Genomic DNA, 23,901 nt, shown 5'->3' on the forward strand with positions numbered 1-23,901 from the left:
AGCGAGCGTGTGCTCAGCCCAGCAGGATCACGTGCAGCGTGCGCGGCCCGTGCACGCCCTCGACGCGCGAGAGCTCGATGTCGCTCGTGGCGCTCGGCCCCGAGATCCACGTCTGCGGGCGCGTGGGGTGCGCGGCGAGGATCGTCACGGCCTCGGGCAGCGAGTGCACGACGTGCTCGGTCCGCACCACGCACACGTGCAGGTCGGGGACCAGGGTGATCGCCCGGCGCCCCTGGTCGTCCTCGCCGTCCAGGACGATCGTCCCGGTGTCCGCGACGGCCAGCCGGGACGCGGTCAGGACGGCGTCGACCTGGTCGAGCTCGGCCGCGGTCCGGCGGTCCTCGCGCGAGTCCTGCACGACGGCGGTCGCGTCCCCGAGCCCGCCGGTCCAGCCCGGGGGCAGCGCGGGGGGCACGACGACGGAGCGAGCGTCCGCGAGCAGCTCGCCCACGGTGCGGGCCAGGTCCCCCTCGGTCGCGGCCCGGTGCACGATCGCCCGGTAGTCGACGAGCCGGTCGACGAGGACCTCGATGGCTGCGGGGGACCCGGGGGAGTGCTCGCCCGTGGTCCGGTACCCGCGCGAGACGGGCGCCTGCTCGGCCACGGCGTCACCGAGGTGCGCGCCGTCGTTGATGACGGCCGCGCGCACGCGGGCGAGGATGTCGTCGCGAGCGCTCATCGGACGTCTCCGGTGGTCTCGGGGGAAGCGGGGGAGGGCGGCGCCTCCGGGGTGACGTGCTCGTCAGCCCACCACTCGCGGAAGCTCTGCCGGGGGAGCACGGGCAGGTCGCGCGCGTCGGTCCACTTCGAGCCCGGGAACGGCAGCGACGTGATGCGGCCCTTGCTGCCGCCCAGGACGCGGGTCACGCCGCCGGCCTTCTCGGCGAGCTCGAACCGCCCGGGCGTGGCCATGACGAACGACGCGGCCTTCATGGCGGCGCCCCAGGCCGTGGGTCGGCCCCGGTCCTGGTCGACCTCGCGCGCCCGCAGGTGCACGAGCAGCGACGGGATGTCGATCTTCACGGGGCACACGTCGTAGCACGCGCCGCACAGCGTCGAGGCGTACGGCAGCGAGTTGTTGGGGTCGGACCTCCCCGTCGACCCTGTGAGCTGGGGCGTGAGGACCGCGCCGATCGGGCCCGGGTAGACCGAGCCGTACGCGTGCCCGCCCACGCGCTCGTAGACCGGGCACACGTTGAGGCACGCCGAGCAGCGGATGCAGTGCAGGGCAGCGCGGCCCACGTCGTCGGCCAGGGCCTTGCTGCGACCGTTGTCGAGCAGGACCAGGTGGAACTCCTGCGGGCCGTCGCCCGGTGTGACGCCCGTCCACAGCGACGTGTACGGGTTCATGCGCTCGCCCGTCGAGGACCGGGGCAGGAGCGCCATGAAGACCTCGAGGTCCTGGTACGTGGGGATGAGCTTCTCGATGCCCATGACGGTGATGAGGGTCTCGGGGAGCGTGAGGCACATGCGGCCGTTGCCCTCGGACTCGACGACCGCGAGGGTGCCCGTGTCCGCGACGGCGAAGTTCGCGCCGCTGATCGCGACCTTCGCGGAGAGGAACTTGCGGCGCAGGTGCGCGCGGGCCGCCATGGCGAGCTCGCGCGGCGCGTCGGTCAGGTCGGGCGGTGCGTCGCCCATGCGCTCGAGGAAGATCTCGCGGATCTCCGAGCGGTTGCGGTGGATCGCGGGCACCAGGATGTGGGACGGCATGTCGTCCGCGAGCTGCACGATGAGCTCGGCGAGGTCGGTCTCGAACGCCGCGATGCCCTCCTCGGCGAGCGCCTCGTTGAGGCCGATCTCCTGCGTGACCATCGACTTGACCTTGACGACCTCGGTCTCGCCCGTGGCCTTGACCAGGTCCGTCACGATCCGGTTGGCCTCGGCGGCGTCCCGGGCCCAGTGCACGACGCCCCCGCGCGCGGTCACGTTGCGCTCGAGCTCTTCGAGGAGGTGCGGGAGGTCGCTCATGACGTGGGCCTTGATGGTCGAGCCCGCGTCGCGCAGCTCCTCCCAGTCGGGCACCTCGCCGACGACCGCCGCTCGCTTGGCACGGATGGTCGAGGTCGCGTGGGCCAGGTTGCGCCGCAACTGAGTGTTGCCCAGCGCCTGCTTGGCGGCCTCGGGGAACGTCGCGCCCCAGCGCAGCGGGGCGTCGGGGTGGGGCACGTCGTCGGCCCAGCCGGGCTCCGCGCTGGTGCCGGGCGCGCCGTGGTGCGTGCCGCCGTCGGGCAGGGCCTTGGCGCCGCGCCGGGTGGGGAAGCCGAGGAAGGTGCTCATCGCGCGGCCCCCGCCGACGAGTTGTCAGAGCTGGGGCGATGGATATCCCGGTGTGCTTCTGACAACGGATCTGTCTCTGACGAGTTGTCAGAGCTGGGCCGGGGGATACCCCGGTGTGCTTCTGACAACGGATCCACGCCCCGATCAGGGGCCTCGGCGGAGGCGCCCCGCGACGAGGACGCGGGCGTCGCGGCATCGGGGTCCACGAGCGTGGGAGCCGACTGCGTCGAGGCGAGGATCTCCGCGAGGTGCATGGTGCGGACCCCGGAGCGCAGCTTCGAGAGCCCGCCGCCGATGTGCATGAGGCACGAGTAGTCGCCCGCCGTGACGACCTCCGCGCCCGTCGACTTCACGTTCGACATCTTGTCGCTGAGCATCGCGGTCGACGTCTCGGAGTTCTTGAGCGCGAACGTCCCCCCGAACCCGCAGCAGCTCTCGGCACCGGGCAGCTCGACGAGGTCGATCCCGTCGACCGCCCGCAGGAGCTGGAGCGGCTTGTCGCCCACGCGGATCATGCGCAGTGAGTGGCACGTGGGGTGGTAGGTGACGCGGTGCGGGAAGTGTGCGCCGACGTCGGTCACGCCGAGCACGTCGACCAGCAGCTCGGACAGCTCGTAGGTCTTGGCGGCGAGGGCCTCGGCAGTCGCGCCCAGCTTCTCCTGCCCCGCGCGGCGGCACACCATGGCCTGCTGGTGGCGGATCGAGCCGGTGCACGAGCCCGACGGCACGACGATCGCGTCCCACTCGCCGTCGAGCGCGGGAGCGAAGGTCTCGACGTGGTTCCTGATGACGGGCACCGCCTCGTCGAAGTAGCCCGTGTTGACGTGCATCTGTCCGCAGCACGTCTGCTGCTCGGGGAAGTACACCTCGTGGCCGAGGCGTTCGAGGAGCTGGACGGTGGCCCGGGGGGCCTGGGGGAACATCGCGTCGGCGATGCAGGTGGCGGCGAGGGCGATGCGCACTGGGGACTCCAGCCGGGCAGGGGGCGGTGGGATTCAGTCTGGTCCCGGCGGGCGGCGAGTGCCCGTCGGAGGTACCGCGCGGCCCTCCCGGCCCCTGCTCGGCGCCGAGCAGGCTGTGGTCTGACCACACGATGTCCGAGCCACTGTAGACCATCGCGGGCATGTGGTCAGACCACATGCGGACGGCGTGTCAGAACGCGGCTGGCCCCCCGAACGCCGGGGCGGAGCCGAGCATGCTGCCACGTGGCCTCCGTCACACAGGAAGGCCTCTTATCCTGCGGACTGCCGGCCCGCCGTGGGCTGAGTCGACGAGCCCGCCATCCTCGGGCTCGCGCTCTTCTCGTTGCTGGAGGTTCATCTCGTCATGCCTGTCCCGACACCGACACCCCCGCGTTCTCGGAGGCTCGTCGTCGGCGCCGTCGCTGCACTGACCGCACTCGTCGCCGCGACCGGAGGGCTCGCGGCGACCGCACCGGTCGCCACCGCGGCATCCACCACTGCCACCACTACCGACGACGGGCTCGCGGCGACCGCACCGGTCGCCACGGTCGACGCTCCGGCGTCCCCCGTGGGCGAGTTCTCTGCCGCCATGTGCCCTGGCGCCACGCACCACGACCCGAGGTGGTCCGGGCCCGACTACTACACCGACCTCACGCTCGTCTCCGGCGAGCGGCTGGAGGCGTACAACGCGGGACAGCTCGTCCCGCTCTACGACGTCGACGGGACGGCCGACGCCGACTCGCACCCGCCGCTGTGCGCCGTCCGGTACGACGCCGCGACCGGCGGCCCGGTCTCCGAGTGGGCGTTCTGCACCGACGCCCTGCTGAACACGTGCAACAACCTGCTGCCGGGTGGTGTGCTCGCGGAAGGGGACGTCCCGATCCCGTTCCCCACCCTGGCCAGACCGCAACGTCTGAACGAGCAGCAGCTCGCCGCTGTCGACACGATGATCCGCGACGGCTACACGTCCCCCCTGGGCCTCGTCGGCCGAGCTGACGGGGCGGTGTCGGAGCGGCTCGTGCTCCAGTCGATGATCTGGTGCGTCACCGACGGGATCAACTGCGACATGTTCGGACTGGACCACGCGGAGATCGCCTGGCTCGCGGACATGGGCCGCGAGTGGGTCGACGTGACCGCGACGAACCCGACGGTCTTGGCCGGGCAGGAGATCTCGTGGGACCTCAGGACCACTGCCTTCGGGAGCCCCATCGCCATCAGCTCGGACGTGCCCGTCCGGGTGTGCGAGGAGTCCGCCGGGCACGCGGAGCTCACGACGGACGGCGTCCTCGTCATTCACGACGCCCCCACCTACCCCGCAGAGGTCAGGCTGTGTGCCGACGCCGTCGCTGACGAGGGATCCGTCATGCTGACGGCGCGCGGCGGTGGGGACGGCACGTCCTACCATCAGAGCGACGTCACGAGCACTCCCCTCGGCGAGGACTGCCAGATCTACGCGACGTGGGAGCTGGCGCCGTTCAAGGACAGCGAGACGGTCACGGTCTCGTCGGAGCCGTCGGAGCCGTCGGAGCCGTCGGAGCCTCCGGCCGACGAGCCGACTGACGAGCCGACTGACGAGCCGACTGACGAGCCGACCGCCGACGCACCGGGCGACGGGTCGAGCACTGGCTCGTCGACGGGCACCTCGACGTCCGGCGCGACGACGGACGGCGCGCCCTCCACGGCGTCGGTCCCGTCGTCCACCGACGGGGCCCGGAAGTCGCAGAAGCCCGACCGGCTCGCCACGACGGGAACCGCGCTCGGAACGGCGGTCGGCGCGGCGGCGCTGCTCGTCGTCGGCGGAACGGTCGTCCTGCTCCTGCGGCGCGGGCGCCTGACACCGACTGACGCCAACTGACGCCCCAGCCGGTCTCCCGCAGGGCGTCGTCAGGACGAGCGTGACCGAGCTGCCGTGCTCGTCCTGCCGACGCCCCACGGCACTACGCTGACCTCGTGCGCACCCACGAGATCGTCCTCGCCCGCATCGAGGCCGACCTGGCCGCAGGCCGCTGGGGCCTCGGCGAACGGCTCCCGGCCGAGCGTGCGCTCGCCGAGGAGCTCGGCGTCTCGCGCCCCTCGGTCCGTGAGGCGCTGCGCGTCCTGGAGGCCATGGGCATCGTCCGCACCGCGGTCGGTTCAGGGCCCGACGCCGGAGCCACCGTCATCGACCGGCCCGCCGCGGGCCTGGGGGCGGCCGTGCGTCTGCACGTCGCGTCCGGGACGCTCGTGGTCCGCGACGTCGTGGAGACCCGGGTGCTCCTGGAGACCTGGGCGGTCGGGCAGGCCGCCACGACCGCCGGCGGCGCGGGACTGTCCGAGGCCGTCGCGCTGCTCGACACCATGGACGATCCCTCGCTCGACCCGGCCCGCTTCCGCGAGCTCGACGCTGCGTTCCACGTGGCCCTCGTCCGGCTCGCGGGCAACGTCCTGGTGGAGGCCGTCATGACGGGCCTGCGCGGCGCGATCGAGTCCTACGTCGAGGCTGGCACGGAGCGGTTGGAGGACTGGCCACGCACCGCGGTGCGCCTGCGCGCCGAGCACCGCGCGGTCCTCGACGCGGTCGCGCGCGGCGACGGTGCCGGGGCTGCGGACGCGGTGCGCGAGCACATCGAGGGCTTCTACCGCGAGGCGGGGTTGTGAGCTGCGCCCCACGGCCCGCGGCCCACAGGCAGCGAGGTAGAGGGTTGCCGTCGAGGTAGAGGGCTGGGGCCCTCTGTCTCGACGCCGACCCTCTACCTCGGTGACGACCCTCCACCTCGACGACGCCCCGCCCGGGGAGCCCCCGACGTAGGGTTCCCCTGAGCCCACCGGCTGCGCTCGCTCGCCCTGCCCGGTGGACGGCGCTCGACCTCTTGCCGCACCACCAGTCCTGGAGGACCCATGATCATCGACCACCTGGACGTCCTCGCCGCGGCCCAGCGCATCGCGGGGCAGGTGCGGCCGGTCGCGCTCGCGCCCATGGACCCTGGTGCCCTCGGTGCCGCGACGGGCGTCTTCGCGCTCGAGCTCATGCAGCACACGGGCTCGTTCAAGGCCCGGGGTGCCCTGAACTTCGTGGGTGCGCACCTGGATGCGGGCACGCTGCCCGAGGCCGGGATCGTGATCGCGTCGGGCGGGAACGCTGGCATGGCGAACGCGTGGGCAGCGCGGGCCCACGGGGTCCGGGCGACCGTGTTCGTGCCCGAGTCCGCGCCGGCGGTCAAGGTCGCGCGCCTGCGCACGCTCGGCGCCGAGGTCCACCAGGTGGGGTCCGAGTACGCCGAGGCGCTCGACGCCGCGCAGCGCTTCGCGGCCGAGACGGGAGCCCTGGCGTCGCACGCCTACGACAACCCGCTGATCGCGGCGGGGGCGGGCACGCTGATCGAGGAGATCGTCGCGGCGCGGATCGATGTCGACACCGTGGTCGTCGCGGTCGGAGGCGGCGGGTTGTTCAGCGGCGTGGCCGCTGCGGCGCACCCGCACGGGATCAGGGTCGTGGCGGTCGAACCCCGCGGGGCCCAGGCCCTGCACGCCGCGCTCGCGGCGGGCGAGGTCGTCGACGTCCCCGTCGCGTCGGTCGCGGCCGACTCGCTCGGCGCCCGCCGCACCTCCGAGATGGCACTGTCGCTCGCGCAGAGCGACGGCGTGCGCTCGGTCCTGGTCACCGACGAGGCGATCGTCGCCGCGCGCCGGCACCTGTGGGACGAGCGGCGGCTCGTCGTCGAGCACGGTGCCGCTGCGGCGCTCGCCGCGCTCGAGTCGCGCGCCTACGTGCCCGAGCCGGGCGAGACCGTCGCGGTCGTGCTGTGCGGGGCGAACACGGACCCCTCGGACCTCGTGCGCTGATCGCTGCCCGGCCTGCCTTCCGTCGGGCCGCCGTCCGCAGGCCCGCCCTGTTCCGTTCCGGGCGTGCCCCCTCGCTCACGCGCCCCTGGCGAGCGCGCCCGACCGCGGCGCCCCTGTTGCGCCCCGAGGGGCCCCGTCCCACCCTGGAGGGGCGCGAGGTGCCGCCCGGACGCACCCCGTCCGGGCGGCCGCCCGCCGACGTTCCCCCAGGAACCGGGGCGGTTCTCGCGCGTTCAGGTCACGTCCCGCCGATCGTCGGACGCCAGCGCCCGACGGTCCCCAGCGCCCACCGGCCGCCAGGAAGGACCCTGCGATGAGCGACACCGCGCGACCCACGACCCAGGCCCCGGGCGAACCCGAGCTGGTGCTGTCCAAGGGCACGGTCTACGTGATCTTCAGCGCCCTGCTGGCTGCGATGTTCCTGTCCGCGCTGGACCAGTCCGTGGTGGGCACGGCGCTGCCCACGATCGTGGGGGACCTCGGTGCGGCCCAGGACGAGGGGTGGATCATCACGGCCTACCTCCTCGCGATCGCGATCGTGATGCCGATCTACGGCAAGATCGGCGACCTGCGGGGGCGTCGTCTGCCGTTCCTCGTCGCGATCGCGATCTTCGTGGTCGGCTCGACGGGTTCGGCGCTGTCGTCGTCGTTCGTGGACCTCGTGGTGTGGCGCTCGGTCCAGGGGCTCGGGGCCGGGGGCCTGGTCATCCTGAGCCAGGCGATCATCGCCGACATCGTCTCGGCCCGGGACCGCGGCCGGTACATGGGTCCCATGGGGGCGGTGTTCGGGATCGCCACGGTCGCGGGACCGCTGCTGGGCGGCTGGTTCACGGACGGGCCGGGGTGGCGCTGGTGCTTCTGGCTCAACGTCCCGATCGGCCTGATCGCGTTCGGGATCGCCTGGTTCAAGCTCCGGCTCCCGTCGCGCACGCCGAGCAAGCGGTTCGACGTCGGGGGCGCGCTCCTGATGGCAGTCACGACCGCGGGCATCGTGCTCCTCACGAGCTGGAGCTCGATCACGAGCGCGAAGAAGTACGACTGGAGCAGCCCGGCCCTGCTCACGGTGCTGGTCGTGACGGTGCTCACGCTGATCGCCTTCCTGGTCGTCGAGACCCGCGTGGCCGACCCCCTCATCCCGCTCCACCTGTTCCGGAGCCGGACGTTCTCGGTCTCGGTCTCGATCGCCCTGATCCTCGGGATGACGATGTTCGCGGCGCTGTCGTTCCTGCCGACCTTCCTGCAGATGGCCCACGGCTACGGCGCGACCGAGTCGGGGCTGCTCATGCTGCCCATGACGGTGGGCCTGATGATCACGGCGATCGGCTCGGGTCTGCTCATCGCGCGCAGCGGGAGGTACAAGATCTACCCGATCCTCGGGATGGGGATCGCGACGGTGGGGCTGGTCCTGCTCACGCAGCTCACGGCCGACATCTCGATGCTGACGTTCGGCGCGATGATCTTCGTGCTCGGGTTCGGGCTGGGCCTCGTGCTGCAGACCATCGTGATCGCGGTGCAGAACTCGGTCGCCCCCGAGATGGTGGGAGTGGCGACGTCCACCAACAACTTCCTGCGCGAGATCGGGGCCGCGGTCGGCACCAGCGTGTTCTCGACCGTGTTCACCTCGAAGCTGACGTCCAACCTGGCCGACGCGACCAAGGAGCTGCCGGCGAGCGAGATGCCCAAGGACTTCGGTCCGGACGCTCTCACGCCGGATGCCGTCAAGGAGCTGCCGGCGGCGCTGCACGACCTCGTCGTCAACGCCTACACCGACGCGCTCGCGCCGGCCTTCTGGTACCTGGTCCCGCTCGGGGTGCTGGGCTTCGTCATCGCGTTCTTCATGAAGGAGCTCAAGCTCTCCGACCAGGCGGGTCTGGTCGCGAGGGGCGCAGCGGTCGCGAAGTGAGGCCCGCCGGTCACCGGTCCGGCACCCCCTGATGCCCGACGGCGGAGCGCACCCAGGTACGTGGGTGCGCTCCGCCGTCGGGCATCAGGGCAGGAGGGTCAGCCGAAGATCTCGTCCTCGAGCAGGACCACGCCCTCGAGGCGGTTGCGCACCGACGTCACACGCCAGCGGTCCGGGAAGAGCGCCAGGTACTCGCCGTCCTCGCGCTGGAGGACCTCGACGCCGGGCTGCTCGTTGAGCTGCGCGACCCAGTCCTTCGTGGTCCGCAGCGCCATGGAGTAGCCCAGGCGGTCGAGCGACACGGGCGCGTTGAACTCCGTCGCCATGCGGTGCTCGGCGACCTCGAACTGCATGGGGCCCACCACGGCCAGGACCGGGGCCTGGTCACCGCGCAGGTCGGAGCGCAGGACCTGGACCACGCCCTCGGCGCCGAGCTGCATGACGCCGCGCTGGAACTGCTTGTAGCGCGAGACGTCCTTGGCGCGCATGACCGCGAAGTGCTCGGGGGCGAACGTCGGCAGGGGCGGGAACTCGACCTTCTTGTCCAGGTAGAGCGTGTCGCCCACGCGCAGGCCCGCCGCGTTGACCAGCCCCACGACGTCGCCCGGGTAGGCCGTGTCGACGATGGTGCGCTCGCGACCGAAGACCTGCTGCGCGTACTTGGTCGCGAACGGCTTGCCCGTGCGGGCCGAGCTCACGACCATGCCGCGCTCGAACACGCCCGAGCAGATGCGCGCGAACGCGAGCCGGTCGCGGTGCGCGGTGTCCATGCCGGCCTGCATCTTGAAGACGAACGCGCTGAAGGGCGCCTCGACCGGGCGGGTGTCCTCGGTGACCGTGACGCGGGGCGACGGCGAGGGCGCGACGTCGACCAGGACGTCGAGCAGCGCGTGGACGCCGAAGTTCTGCACGGCGGACCCGAACAGGACGGGCGTCGTCTGCCCGGCCAGGAACGTCTCCTGGTCGTGGTCGCCGTTGGAGTCGGCGAGCAGCTCGGCCTCCTCGACCGCGGTGGTCCAGGCATCGCCCTCGCGCGCCACGGCCGCGTCCGGGTCCATGACCTCCTCGGGCGCGATCGTGGTGCCGCCGGCCGTGCGCGTGTAGTGCACGTACTGACCCGTGCGGCGGTCCAGCACGCCCCGGAAGTCGCCGCCGACGCCCACGGGCCACGTGAGGGGCGTGGGGACCAGACCCGTGCGCTCCTGGATCTCGTCCATGAGCTCGAGCGCGTCCTTGCCCGGACGGTCCCACTTGTTGATGACCGTGATGAGCGGGATGCCGCGGTGCTTGCAGACCGCGAAGAGCTTCATGGTCTGGACCTCGAGGCCCTTGGCGGCGTCGACCAGCATGACCGCGGCGTCGACCGCGGACAGCACGCGGTACGTGTCCTCGGAGAAGTCCGCGTGCCCCGGGGTGTCGACCAGGTTGATCATCGCGTCGCGGTAGGTGAACTGGAGGGCCGCGGACGTGATCGAGATGCCACGGTCCTGCTCCATGTCCATCCAGTCGGACACCGTGCGCCGGCCCGCCTTGCCGTCGGCGCGGCCCGCCTCGCGGATCGCGTTGGCGTGCAGCGCGAGCGCCTCGGTGAGCGTCGACTTGCCGGCGTCGGGGTGGCTGATGACCGCGAACGAGCGGCGGCGCGAGGCCTCCGCGAGGACGGTCGCCTGCTCCTTCGCCGGGCTGGCCGGGGTGGTGGTGCTGGAGGGCGTGGTGGGCTGGTCCGCTGAGGGCACTGGAACGTCCTGTGGCTTCCTGCAGTTTCCTGCGCGATCGAGGGCAAGGGGGCGGGGCGCATCCGCGCGGGACGCAGCACCCAGCTCTCCATTCTCCCGCGAGATCGAGCCGGCCGTGACCACGGCGGCGACGGCTCACTCCGGGGCGGGATCACCGCGGCTCAGCCGGATCTCCTCGAGGTCGAGCCGGGCCTGCACCTGCCGCAGGACGGTGTCGTCGATCGCCCGCTGGTCGCGCAGGCGCACGACCGTCTCGCGCTTGCGAGCGAGCAGCGCGAGGCGCAGCTCGGTGTACTCGTCGTCGAGGAGCACCGCGGGGTCGGGGTCGTCCCCCTCGCCGTCCCGGGCGCGGAGCAGCGTGAGGTGCTCCTCGTACTCGCCACGCAGCCGGTCGACGACCGACGGGTCGGTGCCGAGCGCCGCTGCGACGTCCGGGAGCGCGTCGAGGGCCTCCTGCGCGGCGGTCTCGTCGGCGAGCCGACGTTCGCGAGCCAGCCCGTCGTCGTCGGGCAGGCGCGCCCACCGGATCGTCGGGGCCAGCAGGAGCCCCTGGACGACGAGAGTCGTCGCGACCACGCCGCACGTGATGAAGACGATGAGGTCGCGGTCGGGGAAGGGCGCGCCCGAGCTCAGGTGCGTGGGCACCGCGAGCGCCGCGGCCAACGACACCGCGCCCCGGAAGCCCGCGACCGTGCTGACCGCGCGCGCCCGGTTCGTGACGCGCCGCCCGCGCTGGGACGGCCGCCGGTCGACGAGCCGGATCGTGTAGGCCGAGAGCACGAGGAACGCGAACCGCACCACGAGGATGACCACGCACACGACCGCGACGCCGACGATCGCCGTGACGAGGTCCTCGGACACCAGGTTGCGCACCGCGGACTGTGCCTCGAGCCCTACGAGCACGAACAGCGACGCGTTGATGAGGTAGGTCGAGACCGACCAGAACGCGACGGTCTGCTGCCGCGTGGCCGCGCGCCCGATGCGCGGCCCGACCTGGCTCATGACGAGACCGCACACGACCACGGCCAGCACGCCGGACGCCTCGATCAGCTCGGCGAGCAGGAACGCCGTGAACGGGATGAGCAGGACGACCACGTTGCCGAGCAGCGGGTCGTCGATGCGGCGCCGGGCGAGGACCGCGAGCCACGCGACGAGCAGGCCCACCGCGATCCCTCCGCCGTACGCGAGCACGAACAGCCACGTCACGTGCCCGGCGCCGAGCGTCTCCTCGCCCACGGTCACGCCCACCGCGACGCCGTAGAGGACGAGCGCGGTGCCGTCGTTGACGAGGCTCTCGGCCCGCAGGACCGTGACCGTGCGCCGGGGCAGGGCGCGTGCGAGGACGCCGACGGCGGTCGCGTCGGTCGGGGCGACCGCCGCGCCCAGGACCCACGCGGGACCCCACGGCAGACCCAGCGCGTGGGCGGCGGTCGCGACGGCCGCCGCGGTGACGACCACGAGCAGCGTGCTCGTCAGGACGATCCCGCGCAGGGTCGCGCGGATCTCGCGCAACGAGATGGTGATGGCCTCCCAGTAGAGGAGCACGGGGAGGAAGACGAGCAGCATGAGCTCGGGAGGCAGGTGCACCTGCCGCAGGGCGGGCACGAACCCGAGGACGATCCCCGCGACGAGCAGCAGGATCGGGTCGGCGACCCGCGTGCGGCGAGCGAGGATCCCGCACACCACGATGACCACGCCGAGGACCACGACGAGCTCGAGGCCGATCACCGCTGCCTCCTGGGGGGTCTCGTGCGCCCGGCACGCCTGGGCGGCCGGTGGTCAGGGTGCCGGGCCCGTGGCGCGGGCCCAGCACCGCTCGCAGCTACTTCGCCGTCGGGATCGGGTGCCCCTCGGAGGCCTGCACGACGACGATGCCGCGACCCGTGAGACCGAGCTGGTACGCCTCGCCCGACCCGCGGCCGATCGCGGCCGAGAGCTTCGCGGTCTTGCGGATTGTGGACGTGAGCGAGCTCGACCACAGGACCGCGGCCTGCATGTCGACGTACGTGGGCTCGTCGACGTCGAGGACCACGGGCGTCCCGTACGCCGTCACGGCGAGCGCACCCGTGCCCGTGAACGTGGTGTTGAAGAGTCCGCCGCTCATCATGGACGCACCCTCGACGCGGTTGATGTCCCACGTCAGGGTGCTCTCGAACGCGAGGACGTTCGAGCCGTTGACCGTGACGGACTCGCCCTCCAGGTGCAGGACGAACACCTGGTCCGCGTCCTGGGCGAGGAACACGTCGCCGCTGCCCGAGACCTTCATGAGGGACATGCCCTCACCCGTGAAGGCCTTCTTGAACATCTTGGCGACACCGCCCGAGCCCTCGTACGCGAAGTCGACGTCGCCCTGGTACGCGACCATGGAGCCCTGCCGGGCGTAGAAGAAGCCGCCCGTGCCCGCGAGGTCGACCTTGAGCATGCGGTCGTTCTGCAGCTGGAAGCTCCCCGGCTCGCCGGGCTGTTCGGTGTGGTTCATGAGTGTGCTGCGCATGGCACCGATCATCCGGCACACGGGGAGCCGCTGCACTCGCGAGGACACCGGTCACGACCTAGATCGTCGGGTCGAACCCGGTCGCACCCATCGCCCTGACGACGGCCACGACCGCCAGGACCACGAAGGTCACGAACAGGGCTCGCTCCGCCCGTGCCGGACGGACCCACGTCCTGCGCCGGAGGACCAGCAGCCCGACCAGCCCTGCGAGGACGACGGCCGCAGCGACCACGGCGGCCGCCGTCCGGGTGCTCTGCGCCGGGCAGGGGGGCAGCATGTCCAAGGAGCCGTCCGTCCCGCTCCCCGCCGCGGCGCACACGACCTCGAGCGTCGCGCTCCACACGAGCACCACCAGCGCAGCGGCGGCCAGCAGCACGGCACGCCGGACCGGGTGGACCGGAGCACGCGGGTGCCCGGCCTCGTGGGGGCTCGTCGCGACCTCGTCGTCGGGCATCGCAGCAGTCTGGCTACTACCGCGCCTTTCCGCCAGCCCCGCCGGCTCGCCGACCCGGACCCGGCCGCGCCCGACCACGGCTCGCAGCGCGCCCACCGGCGCGCCGCCGCTGCCCACAGGTTCCCGGGGAGACGATGGCCCGATGAGCGCGCAGAGCGAGACCGTCGGTCGGGTGCAGGTCGAGACGAGCCATGGCGCGGTCGAGGGGACCGTCGCCTACGGCGTCGAGCGGTTCCTCGGCGTCCCGTACGCGGCTCCGCCGTTCGGCGCGCGCCGCTTCGCGCCTCCCCGTCCGGTCGAGCCGTGGGACGGCGTCCGGGACGCGACGCGTCACGGGGCCACGGCGCCCCAGTCGCCCTACCCCGGGGCGCTCGGGGCCCTGCTGCCGACCGTGACGGTCGCGGGGGACGACGTGCTCCACGTCAACGTCTTCACCCCGGCAGACCGAGGCGCCGACCTGCTCCCCGTCGTGGTGTGGGTGCACGGCGGCTCGCTCGCGCACGGGTCCAACGCGCTCGCGGGCTACGACGGCACGCGGTTCGCCCAGGACGGCGTCGTGCTCGTCGGCGTCAACTACCGGCTCGGGGCCGAGGGGTTCTCGGTGCTCGACGGCGCTCCCCGCAACCTCGGCCTGGCCGACCAGCTCGCCGCGCTGCGCTGGGTCCAGGACGAGGTCGCGGCGTTCGGTGGCGACCCGCGCCGGGTGACGCTCGCGGGCCAGTCGGCCGGGGGCAACACGGTCTCGGCGATCCTCGCGCACCCCTCGGCCCCCGACCTGGTCGCCCGGGCGATCGTCCAGAGCGGCCCCCTGTCCGCCCAGCCGTCCGCGAGGGCGGGGCGCATCACGCGCGCCATGGGCAAGGACCTGGGGGTCCCGACGACGCGTGCAGGCTTCGCGACCGTCCTGCCCGAGGCGCTCGTCGCCTCGCAGGACCGCGTGACCGCGGGGGCCACGCCGCTCACGGGAGGGCCCGGGTTCGCGCTCGTCCTCGACGACGACCTGGTGCCCCGCACGCCCCAGGACGCGCTCGTCGCGGGCGCCGGGAGCACGATCCCGCTGCTGATCGGGGCCACGACCGAGGAGTACCGCCTCTGGTTCGTGCCCACGGGGCTGCTGAGCCGGTTCCGGTGGTGGCACCTGGCCGTGGCGCGGCGCAAGGTCGGCATCTCGGCCCGGGCCGTTCGCCTGTTCCGGCGCAACCGCCCCGGGGCGACCGCGGGGGAGCTCCTCGGGGCGCTCGCGACCGACGTCCTGCTGCGCGTCCCGCTCCAGCAGGTCGCCGACGCGCGCCGGTCCGCCGGCGCGGAGACGTTCGTGTACGAGTTCGCGTGGCGCAGCCCGGTCCAGGACCTCGGTGCCGCGCACGCGGTCGAGCTCGGGTTCGTGTTCGACGGTCTCGCGACGCCCGACTCCGTCGCGCTCGCGGGCCCCGACGCCCCGCAGTCGCTCGCGACCGCGATGCACGGCGCGTGGGTCGCGTTCGCGACCTCGGGCGACCCGGGCTGGCAGCGCTGGGACGAGACCCGGCCCGTGCGGGTCTTCGACGGCGAGGGCGACCCCGTGGTCCTCGCGCCGCGCGACGACGAACGGGCCGCGCTCGACGCGCCCTGAGATTTTCAGGAGAGGTCGCGCGGGGCGAAGATCTTCCCGTGCACAGCAGCCGCCCCGACACCGACGTCCTCGACGCCTCGTCCTCCGTACCGCCCGCCCGACCGTCCTCCACCGCGGACCCGCTCACCGGCCGGACCGGCCCCAACGCCTGGAGGCTCTACCGGGCCACGGGTCCCACCGGGGACGGCGCCGCCGCGCCCGGCCCGCAGCCCCCGCCCGTGCTGCTCCTGCACGGCGTGACCGACTCGGGGGAGTGCTGGCCCGGCACGGTCCGACACCTCGTCCGCACGCGCGACGTCCTGACGCTCGACGCGCGCGGCCACGGAGGTTCCGAGCTGCCCGACGAGCCGTTCACGCTCGCGGCGCTCGCGGACGACGCGGCCCGCGCGGTCCGGGACGTGCTCGGGCGCCCGGTGGTCGTCGTCGGGCACTCGATGGGTGGCCTGACGGCGCAGGAGCTCGCGCTGCGCCACCCCGACCTGGTCCTGGGCCTGGTCCTGGAGGACCCGGCGTGGGGCGTGCTCGACGCCGAGCACGACGAGGGCGGGCGGCCGCTCTTCCTCGCGCCGGGCATCGAGGCGGCCCGCGGACGCCCGACGGCGGAGCTCGCGGCGGACTTCCGCGCGCGCTTCCCGCAGTGGTCGCCCGAGGAGTCGGAGCCCTGGGCCCGCGCCCAGCGAGCGGTCTCGCAGCGCCTGCTGGAGGTCCCGCACGAGTGGACCGCGCGCGACTGGCCCGTCGCGTTCGGCGGGCGGGTGCCGGTCGTGGTCGCGGCGGGCGAGGTGTCGAGCTACTCGCTCGTGCCCGACGACGACGCGTGCCGAGCCGAGCAGGTCCTCGCGGGCAGGGGCCGGGTCGTGCGGGTCGCCGGGGCGGGGCACTGCGTGCGGCGCGACGACCCGTCGGTGTTCCTGAGCCTGGTCGACGAGCTGCTGGCCGAGGTCGAGGGCTCGATGATCGGGGGGTGAGCGGGACCTCGGTCGCTCGGTGCTCGTCCGGCCCCGCACCGACCGGGCCCCGCACACCCTCCGGGGCCCGGTCGCGCGCCGGCGCAGCCGGCGGACGTCTACGCGAGGACGAGCTTGTCGCCGTCCGTCGGGTGGTCGGCGAGCGCGACGCTGCGGACCGCCGGGTCCTCGTAGGTGTTCCAGTAGTAGGTCGTGGTCCGGGAGGAGAAGAGCCCGGTGTAGATCGTGATCTCGAACTCGCCCGACCCCATCGCGGCGCACCCGTCGACCATCGCGACCTGCTGCAGCGTGTGGAACGCTCGGCTGACGTTCTCCTCCTCGGTCTCCTTGGCCCGGTAGTGGTTGTTGACGTACGCGGCGCGGACGAACCGGGAGGGCGAGTAGTAGTCCCCGGGGATCCCCCGCATGTGCGAGCCCGAGCCGAACGGAGTGAGGTGCGCGCTGCCGAGCACGGTGTCCTGGGGGAACTCGGGCGAGGTGTTGAGGTAGTTGCGCAGGTTCTCGTGGTGCCAGGAGAACCCGGGCTGGTTCGTCAGGACGTCGACGTCGTCGTGGAAGACCTGCATGCCGTCGCTCGTGTACTCCACGACGATCGCGCGCTCCGCGTCGGCGATGATCCAGTGGAGCAGCGAGCTCGGGTACTTGTCGTTGATCGGCTTGTCGACGATCGCCACGTCCTTGAGCGCAGCCTCGACCTCGTCCACGCTCGCGAACTGCGACGCCACCCACAGCGGGAACTCGTAGGCGGCGACGTTGACCGCGCCGTCGACGGGGCCGGTGGCGTACTCCGCGTACCCCGGGAAGTTGAGCCCCGCGACGGCCAGGCCCGCGTCGTTGCCGCAGTCGAAGTAGAGCGGGGTGTCCTCCTCGACGATGCCCATGCCGATGACAGCGTGCTCGATGCTGGGCACCGCGCCGAACGGTGACCTCGGTGCGTACCCCGTGGGGGTGACCACCACCTGCTCCCCGTACCCGCTCGTCCAGTCGAGGTTCCGTGCGAGGTAGACGTTTCCCTGCCCGTCCGAGAACCTGATTCCCGTGCACATAGCTGTACCCCTGTCGTCGTCGATGCAAGGCGAGGCGGACGCGGTCCGCCGTGCCCCGCGTCGTGCCCCCGTCCTTCCATGGTCGTCTCTGATCGACGGTCGCGCTCAGCGAGACCGCGAGCATCGAGCGCTCCAGGGCCGGGGCCACGCCCCCGCGCGCCTCGTCCCACGAGGTCGTCCAGGTCCCGCAAGAGGTCGGGCGCACGGACCGGCGACTTGGTCGATCCGCCCACCCGGGGGAATGATCGACCCATGCTCACCCTCACCGGAGCCGCCGGCTCGCGCATCGTCGGGATCGGCCACCACCAGCCCGAGCGGACGCTCACCAACGACGACATCGCTCAGCTGGTGGAGACCAACGACGAGTGGATCCGTTCGCGCACCGGGATCGTGACGCGTCACGTCGCGGCCGAGGACGAGACCGTGGCCGACATGGCGACCGCGGCGGCGCGCCACGCGCTCGAGGACGCCGGCATCGCGGCGAGCGCGGTCGACATGGTCATCGTCGCGACGGCCACGGCGCGCGACCGCTCGCCCAACACCGCGGGCCGGGTGGCGTACAACCTGCGCACGGGTGTCATGCCCGGCCAGTCCACGCCCGAGGAGGAGGACGCACCCGACCTGCGCGGCGTCGTCGGGCCTGTGATCCTGGACGTCAACGTCGCGTGCTCGGGCTTCGCGCACGCCCTGGGCCTCGCGGACCAGGCGATCCGCACGGGAGCCGCGACCACGGCCCTCGTGATCGGCGCCGAGAAGCTGACCGACTTCACCGACTGGACCGACCGCGTGACGTGCATCCTCACGGCCGACGGCGCGGGGGCGTTCGTGGTGCAGGGCACCGACACCCCGGGGATCGGGCCGGTCGCGTGGGGCTCGGAGCCCGAGCTGACCCCGGCCGTGCTCATCGAGGCCCCGGACGAGAAGTTCGTGCAGGACGGGCGCGCGGTCTTCCGCTGGGCCATCACGCGCGCGGCGGACCGGGCGCGTGCCGCGGTCGAGAAGTCTGGCCTGACGCTCGACGACATCGAGGTGCTCGTCGCGCACCAGGCGAACCTGCGGATCATCGAGCCGCTCGCCAAGGCGCTGGGCCTCGAGGACAAGGTCGTGGTCACGGACATCACCGAGTCGGGCAACACCTCGGCCGCGAGCATCCCGCTGGGCCTGTCGAAGTGGTGGCACTCGGGCAAGATCCCCGCGGGCGTGCCCGCGCTGCTCATCGGCTTCGGCGGAGGCTTCGCGTGGGCCGGGCAGGTCGTGGAGACGCCCTCGCGCTGATCCGCCCGCCGTCGACCGGTGGACCGCGGGCTGCCCGCTGCCCGCCGAGACGGCCGGACCGGCCCGTGGGGCGGGTCCCGCCGAGACGACCGGACGACGGCGTGCCACGCTGGGCGCATGGCTCGTGACGTGCGCGTGCGCCGCCTGCGCCGCGAGGCGTGGGGGTTCGTCGTCGGGTCGGCGTGCTTCCTGGTCGGCGCGGTGCCGTTCTACGCCCAGGCCGTAGGACCCGTCGCGGTGGGCGTGACGTTCTGCGTCGGCTCGGTCTTCTTCACGCTCGCCGCGGCGATCCAGCTGAGCCTGAGCGGACGCCGGGTGCCCCGCAGGGGGACCCTCCCGGCCGACCGCTGGGACTGGTGGGCCGCGGCCGTCCAGCTCGCCGGGACCCTCTTCTTCAACATCAGCACGGCGGCCGCGCTGGGCGCGGCGATCGCCGACCCCACGCGCCTGGGCGCGGGCTGGCGGCCCGACGCCTACGGGTCGGTCGCGTTCCTGGTCTCGAGCGCGTTCGCGGTCGTCGCGACCCGGGACCGCGGTCACCTGTGGGACGCGGACGCGCGCACGTGGCACGGGACGTGGCTCAACCTGGTGGGCTCGGTCGCGTTCGGCGCCTCGGCCGTGGGCGCGTACGTGGTGCCGCAGACGGACTCGCTCGTGAGCGCGTTCTGGGCCAACCTCGGCACGCTGCTCGGCGCGGTGTGCTTCCTGGTCGCGGCGCTGCTGTCGCGCCGCACGATCGGCGAGGACGTGCCGCCCGCCGCGTCGTGAGCCGGCTACCGCGCGGTGCGGACGCGCGGCGCGGTCACGGCGTCCATGCCCTGCACGACGACGGCGCACCGGTCCTCGTCGTGCGCCGCGCCGTCGGCGGCGCGCTCGAGGAGGCGCCGCAGGGTCGCGCGGTCCGCGGGGTCGAGCCCCGCGAGCAGGTCCTCCTCGGCCGCCGCGACGCGCGCGTCGAGGTCGGCGAGGACCGTGCGCCCCTTGCCGGTCGCGACGATGCGCCGGGTCCGGCGGTCGGTGGGGTCGGCCTGGCGCTCGACGAGGTCGCAGTCGACGTACTTGTCGATCAGGTAGGTCATGACGGTCCGGTCGATCCCGAGCCGCGCCGCGAGCGCGGCCTGGCTGGGCGGGGTGTCGTGCACGACGGCGGAGAGCACCTGGTAGCCGCGCGTCCCGTCGGGCAGGTCCTGGGCGAGCGCGTCGACGCGAGCGCTCCACTCGCGCAGGAGCGCGGTGAGCGACCAGCCGAGAGGGCTGGGGGAGCGGGAGGTGTCCGGCGTCGCGAGGGTCACGCCCCCAGGATACAACGGAATGATCTAGAGAGAAGATGAGTTGCTGGTGATATCGTCTGTAACTCAGACGATCTTGGAGACGACCGCCGCTCTCGCGGCACACGGAGCGCGCACGCATGACGGACTACGGCCACGACCTCATCCTCGGTACCTTCCACACCCCGCAGAACCGCGACCCGCAGGCGCCCGTGCGTCTCGCGCAGCTCGCCGAGAACGCGGGCCTGGACCTCGTGACCTTCCAGGACCACCCCTACCAGCCGGCCTTCCTCGACGCCTGGACCCTCATGACGTGGGTCGCCGCGTCGACCGAGCGCGTGCAGGTCGCGGGCAACGTCCTCAACCTGCCGCTGCGCCCGCCGGCCGTGCTGGCCCGTGCCGGGGCGAGCCTCGACCTGCTCTCGGGCGGCCGGTTCGCCATGGGCCTGGGAGCCGGCGCGTTCTGGGACGCCATCGAGGCCATGGGCACGCCGCGCCTCGCGCCGGGCGAGGCCGTCACGGCGCTCGAGGAGGCCATCGACATCATCCGAGGCATCTGGGACACGAGCGACCGCACGCCCCTGCGCGTGCACGGCACGCACCACCAGGTCGACGGCGCCAAGCGCGGCCCCGCCCCGGCGCACGACGTCCCGCTGTGGATCGGGGCGGTCAAGCCCCGCATGCAGCGGCTCATCGGCCGCAAGGGTGACGGCTGGCTGCCCTCGCTGTCCTACCTCCAGCCCGGCGACCTGGCCAAGGGCAACGCCGTGATCGACGAGGCCGCGCTCGCCGCGGGCCGCGACCCGAGCGCGGTGCGCCGCATGCTCAACGTCAACGGCAAGTTCTCCACGAGCCGGCTCGGCTACCTCCAGGGTCCGCCCGAGCAGTGGGTCGAGGAGCTCGGCGCGCTCGCGCTCGAGGACGGCGTCTCGGGGTTCGTCCTCGCGACCGACGACCCGCGCGAGATCCAGGTCTTCGGCGAGGAGGTCGCGCCCGCGCTGCGCGAGCTCGTCGCGACCGCGCGCCGGTCCGCCGGCACGGCGCCCGCCGCACGTCGCCGCGGGGCCGCTGCCCTCGCCGCACGACGCGAGGGCATCGACTACGACTCGCTCCCCGCCGCCCTGGGCGAGCGCGCGGTCGAGCCCGGGGACCGTGCGTACGACGCGGTGCGGCACACCTACATGCGCTCGGGGGCCCCGGGCGTCGTGCTCCGGCCGCGCAGCGCGGAGGAGGTCGCCGAGGCCGTCGTCTGGGCACGTGAGCAGGACGTTCCGCTCGCGGTGCGGTCGGCCGGCCACGGCATCAGCGGGCGCTCGACCAACGACGGAGGGGTCCTGCTCGACGTCGGCGCCCTGGACCAGGTCGTCGTGCCCGACGACGGGTCGCGCCGCGTGCGGCTGGGCGCCGGTGGGACCTGGGGTCAGGTCGCCGAGGTCCTCTCGCCCCACGGGCTCGCGATCAGCTCGGGGGACTCCGGGGGTGTGGGGGTCGGAGGGCTGGCCACGACGGGCGGGATCGGCCTCATGGGCCGCAAGCACGGCCTGACGATCGACCACGTCGTCGCGGCCGAGGTCGTCACGGCGGACGGGCGGGTGCGCGTCGTGGACGCCCGGAACGAGCCCGAGCTCTTCTGGGCGCTGCGCGGGGCGGGCGGCAACATGGGCGTCGTGACCTGGGTCGACGTCGAGGCGACGCCCGTGACGGACCTCGTCTACTCGATCATGGTGCTCGACGCCTCGGACACCGCCGGCCTGCTCGAGCGCTGGGCCGCGACGGTCGAGGCCGCGCCGCGCGAGCTCACGAGCTTCCTGCACATGAGCGCGGGCCGGGGCGGACGCGGGCCCATGGCCCAGCTCATGACCGTGTGGGCCGACGACGACACCGACGCCGCGATCCGCGCGCTCGAGAGCCTCGCCGACTCGGCGCCGCTGCTCGACCACCAGGCGGTGCTCACCCCGTACTCGGGGATCGTGCGCCGGGCCGACGCCCAGCACTCGGGCGGCGGGGAACCGGGATCGCGCTCGGGGCTGCTCGAGCACGTCGACCAGGCCACGGCCCGCGACCTCGCCCGCTTCCTCGGGAGCGGCGCGGCGCAGCTCCTCCAGCTCCGCGCGGTCGGCGGCGCGGTCAACGACGTCGCGGCCGACGCGACGGCCTATGCGCACCGCACCCAGAACTTCTCGGTCGCCGCGTTCGGGTCGCGGGGAGGCGCAGCGGGGATCGACGGCGTGTGGGACGACCTGGTGCACCCGCACACCGACGGGCTCTACCTGTCGTTCGAGACCGACGCGCGCCCCGAGCGGCTGCTCGAGGCGTTCCCCGAGCCCACGCTGACGCGTCTGCGCCAGGTCAAGCGCCAGGTGGACCCGACCAACCTGTTCTCGGCGAACTTCCCGATCCCGCCGGCCGACGCCTGACCGCTCCCCGCGGCGGACGACGCAGGGCCCCGAGCCGCCCCCTGACGGCGCGGGGCCCTGCGTCGTCGGCCGACGTCCCCGACCCCGCCCCGACCTGGTGGGACGCCGCGGGGTCGAGCTCGGGTCAGCCGACCAGGTTGAAGTCCTCGTCGAGGACCGTCCCCCGGTGCGGCTTGTAGAGGTCGTAGCCGCGCGGGTTGCACTGCAGGCCGCCGTTGATGCACTGCTTGACGAGCGCAGCCAGGACGTCCGGCTCCCAGGCGTTGATGAAGTCGTAGTGCCACGACTGGTCCGAGCCGCTGGCCAGCCGCACGTCCGACATGTCACCGCTCACGGGCCAGGCGATCTTGAACTCGAGCATGGGCACCGCGACCGGGTGGGTCATGGGGCACTGCCCCGCGACGGGGTAGGCCATGTGCGTGCCGTGCCCCATGTGCGAGGCGGCACCGGGCGTCAGGTGCTTGCCGTCCCAGCAGCTCGGCGACTGGTAGCGCAGGTTGAGCTGGCTGCCGGGGGCACAGCTGTCCGGGATCGACCAGCTCTTGGAGATCTCGCCGCACTCCCAGCCCTCGACCGCTCCCGGAGCCGTACGGAACGAGTCGACGGTCGCCATCATGTCGCCCGCCACGAACTCCAGGCCAGCGGGGAACGGGACGACCTTGGTGTAGTCGTCGATCCCGGACTTGTAGTAGATCGTCATGGGGATGTCCGGCGCGATCGGGGTGTCCCCGCGGTAGAGCGCGGGGAACCAGTACGACGAGTGGTCCTGCGGCACGGTGCACGTCGAGTCCGTGCTCGCGAAGAGCGACTCGGGCGTCGTGAAGGTGTCGGTCGACCGGTTGCCGACGAACGTGTGCAGGTGCGAGGCGCCGGGCTGGCCCGGGAAGACGATCGGGTCGTCCTTCTCGAAGTGCGAGAACGAGCAGTTCGCCTGGAACTCGTGGTGCGTGACCTCGTCGTCGAACCCCGGGGTCTCGGGCACCTCGACGGGCGTGCCGTCCCCGAAGACCTCGAGCTCGTACAACGAGTAGCCGTAGCCCGTGGCTCGCTGGGTCCCGACGAGCTGGACGTAGCGACCCGTCGCGTCGACGTCGAGCGTCTGGCGCCCGCCCGTGCCGGCCGTGACGGTCGCCGCGGTGGTCCAGGTCGCGGCGTCGTCGGACACCTGGATCGTGAACGCCTTGCCGTACGCGGCCTCCCAGTCGAGGACCACCGTGTCGAGCGCGAACGAGTCGCCCAGGTCCACGCGGAACCACTGGTCGTCGCCCGGGGAGCTGGCCCACCGGGTGGACCGGTCGCCGTCGACCGCGAAGCGCGGGCCGAGCCCGCCGGACTCCGAGCTCGAGGCCTCGGTCAGCGCTCCTTGCGAGAGCAGGGTGCCCGGTGCGGCGCTCGCTGCTCCGGCCGCGCCGATCGCGATCGCGGACGAGGTGACCAACGCTGCGACCGAGAGCGAACCCACCAGGGCGCGGGTCCGTCGTCGAGCACGCGGCCTGCCGTGGCGCTGCGGGGCGTCCCCGGGCGCTCGGCGGGACGTGAGAGTGGTGCGGTGCATGCTTCCTCCTGTGACGTCGTCGTCGGGAGGTCGCGCCGGAGCGCGACGCGCCCACCACCGAGCGGTGGCCCCCGGGCGCGGGTCCGGGTGGGAGCGGGGCGCCGCTCCC

18 protein-coding genes and 1 pseudogene are annotated in these 23,901 nt (G+C 73.2%); 9 read left to right on the forward strand and 10 right to left on the reverse strand.

Features of this window, described 5'->3' with window-relative positions:
• Window positions 1-13 precede the first annotated feature (13 nt).
• From ASE15_RS09675 to ASE15_RS09685, 3 genes and pseudogenes are all read right to left on the reverse strand, one after another.
• Entirely contained in the window at window positions 14-679 is a 666-nt protein-coding gene (locus ASE15_RS09675) for an LUD domain-containing protein (RefSeq protein ID WP_056763060.1), read from the reverse strand.
• On the reverse strand, window positions 676-2,280 hold the full coding sequence (locus ASE15_RS09680; protein ID WP_082618347.1) for a LutB/LldF family L-lactate oxidation iron-sulfur protein: 1,605 nt from the start codon (window positions 2,278-2,280) through the stop codon (window positions 676-678). Before ASE15_RS09680 ends, ASE15_RS09675 begins: the two co-directional genes overlap by 4 nt.
• A 212-nt stretch (window positions 2,281-2,492) precedes the next feature.
• Window positions 2,493-3,242, reverse strand: a pseudogene (locus ASE15_RS09685) ((Fe-S)-binding protein); the annotation flags it as partial.
• A 364-nt stretch (window positions 3,243-3,606) separates the two neighbouring features.
• Between ASE15_RS09685 and ASE15_RS09690 the strand changes: the two are divergent.
• The 4 genes from ASE15_RS09690 to ASE15_RS09705 all read left to right on the forward strand — a co-directional run bounded on the left by ASE15_RS09690 (window position 3,607) and on the right by ASE15_RS09705 (window position 8,967).
• Complete coding sequence (locus ASE15_RS09690) at window positions 3,607-5,097, forward strand: hypothetical protein (protein WP_056763062.1); 1,491 nt, start codon at window positions 3,607-3,609, stop codon at window positions 5,095-5,097.
• Window positions 5,098-5,192: 95 nt separating this feature from the next.
• Window positions 5,193-5,879, forward strand: coding sequence for a FadR/GntR family transcriptional regulator (locus tag ASE15_RS09695; RefSeq protein ID WP_056763063.1), 687 nt, complete (start codon window positions 5,193-5,195; stop codon window positions 5,877-5,879).
• Between the two features lie 243 nt (window positions 5,880-6,122).
• Entirely contained in the window at window positions 6,123-7,064 is a 942-nt protein-coding gene (locus ASE15_RS09700) for a serine/threonine dehydratase (RefSeq protein WP_235534336.1), read from the forward strand.
• A 313-nt stretch (window positions 7,065-7,377) separates the two neighbouring features.
• Window positions 7,378-8,967, forward strand: a complete 1,590-nt coding sequence (locus ASE15_RS09705) for an MDR family MFS transporter (RefSeq protein ID WP_056763066.1) — start codon at window positions 7,378-7,380, stop codon at window positions 8,965-8,967.
• A gap of 98 nt (window positions 8,968-9,065) precedes the next feature.
• On the opposite strand, the gene ASE15_RS09710 is transcribed toward ASE15_RS09705, so the two are convergent.
• The 4 genes from ASE15_RS09710 to ASE15_RS09725 all read right to left on the reverse strand — a co-directional run bounded on the left by ASE15_RS09710 (window position 9,066) and on the right by ASE15_RS09725 (window position 13,651).
• Window positions 9,066-10,703, reverse strand: coding sequence for a peptide chain release factor 3 (locus tag ASE15_RS09710; protein WP_056763067.1), 1,638 nt, complete (start codon window positions 10,701-10,703; stop codon window positions 9,066-9,068).
• 135 nt (window positions 10,704-10,838) lie between these two features.
• A complete protein-coding gene (locus tag ASE15_RS09715) occupies window positions 10,839-12,431 on the reverse strand; it encodes a Na+/H+ antiporter (RefSeq protein WP_056763068.1) in 1,593 nt (530 codons plus the stop codon).
• A gap of 94 nt (window positions 12,432-12,525) precedes the next feature.
• Window positions 12,526-13,197, reverse strand: coding sequence for an AIM24 family protein (locus ASE15_RS09720; protein WP_056649968.1), 672 nt, complete (start codon window positions 13,195-13,197; stop codon window positions 12,526-12,528).
• 58 nt (window positions 13,198-13,255) lie between these two features.
• Entirely contained in the window at window positions 13,256-13,651 is a 396-nt protein-coding gene (locus ASE15_RS09725) for a hypothetical protein (RefSeq protein WP_056763072.1), read from the reverse strand.
• 142 nt (window positions 13,652-13,793) lie between these two features.
• Here ASE15_RS09725 and ASE15_RS09730 point away from each other — a divergent pair, with 142 nt between their 5' ends.
• Together ASE15_RS09730 and ASE15_RS09735 are read left to right on the forward strand one after the other, a co-directional pair.
• Entirely contained in the window at window positions 13,794-15,263 is a 1,470-nt protein-coding gene (locus ASE15_RS09730; protein WP_056763074.1) for a carboxylesterase/lipase family protein, read from the forward strand.
• Between the two features lie 38 nt (window positions 15,264-15,301).
• Window positions 15,302-16,231 (forward strand): alpha/beta fold hydrolase, encoded by a 930-nt coding sequence (locus ASE15_RS09735; protein WP_056763076.1) that lies wholly within the window; start codon window positions 15,302-15,304, stop codon window positions 16,229-16,231.
• 98 nt (window positions 16,232-16,329) lie between these two features.
• On the opposite strand, the gene bsh is transcribed toward ASE15_RS09735, so the two are convergent.
• The gene (gene bsh / locus ASE15_RS09740) at window positions 16,330-17,277 is read right to left on the reverse strand and encodes a choloylglycine hydrolase (protein WP_056649551.1); all 948 of its coding nucleotides are present in this window, start codon (window positions 17,275-17,277) and stop codon (window positions 16,330-16,332) included.
• Window positions 17,278-17,529: 252 nt separating this feature from the next.
• Here bsh and ASE15_RS09745 point away from each other — a divergent pair, with 252 nt between their 5' ends.
• Together ASE15_RS09745 and ASE15_RS09750 are read left to right on the forward strand one after the other, a co-directional pair.
• Window positions 17,530-18,552, forward strand: coding sequence for a beta-ketoacyl-ACP synthase III (locus ASE15_RS09745; protein ID WP_056649554.1), 1,023 nt, complete (start codon window positions 17,530-17,532; stop codon window positions 18,550-18,552).
• 117 nt (window positions 18,553-18,669) lie between these two features.
• Window positions 18,670-19,320 (forward strand): YrhK family protein, encoded by a 651-nt coding sequence (locus tag ASE15_RS09750; protein WP_056763078.1) that lies wholly within the window; start codon window positions 18,670-18,672, stop codon window positions 19,318-19,320.
• Between the two features lie 5 nt (window positions 19,321-19,325).
• On the opposite strand, the gene ASE15_RS09755 is transcribed toward ASE15_RS09750, so the two are convergent.
• Window positions 19,326-19,844, reverse strand: a complete 519-nt coding sequence (locus tag ASE15_RS09755; protein ID WP_056649560.1) for a MarR family winged helix-turn-helix transcriptional regulator — start codon at window positions 19,842-19,844, stop codon at window positions 19,326-19,328.
• 116 nt (window positions 19,845-19,960) lie between these two features.
• Here ASE15_RS09755 and ASE15_RS09760 point away from each other — a divergent pair, with 116 nt between their 5' ends.
• Window positions 19,961-22,237, forward strand: coding sequence for an LLM class flavin-dependent oxidoreductase (locus ASE15_RS09760; RefSeq protein WP_056763080.1), 2,277 nt, complete (start codon window positions 19,961-19,963; stop codon window positions 22,235-22,237).
• A gap of 124 nt (window positions 22,238-22,361) precedes the next feature.
• Here the strand turns inward: ASE15_RS09760 and ASE15_RS09765 are convergent, their stop codons facing one another.
• A complete protein-coding gene (locus ASE15_RS09765) occupies window positions 22,362-23,792 on the reverse strand; it encodes a DUF1996 domain-containing protein (protein ID WP_082618349.1) in 1,431 nt (476 codons plus the stop codon).
• Window positions 23,793-23,901: the final 109 nt, after the last annotated feature.

Source organism: Oerskovia sp. Root22 (assembly GCF_001429135.1).
Classification (GTDB): Bacteria; Actinomycetota; Actinomycetes; order Actinomycetales; family Cellulomonadaceae; genus Oerskovia; species Oerskovia enterophila.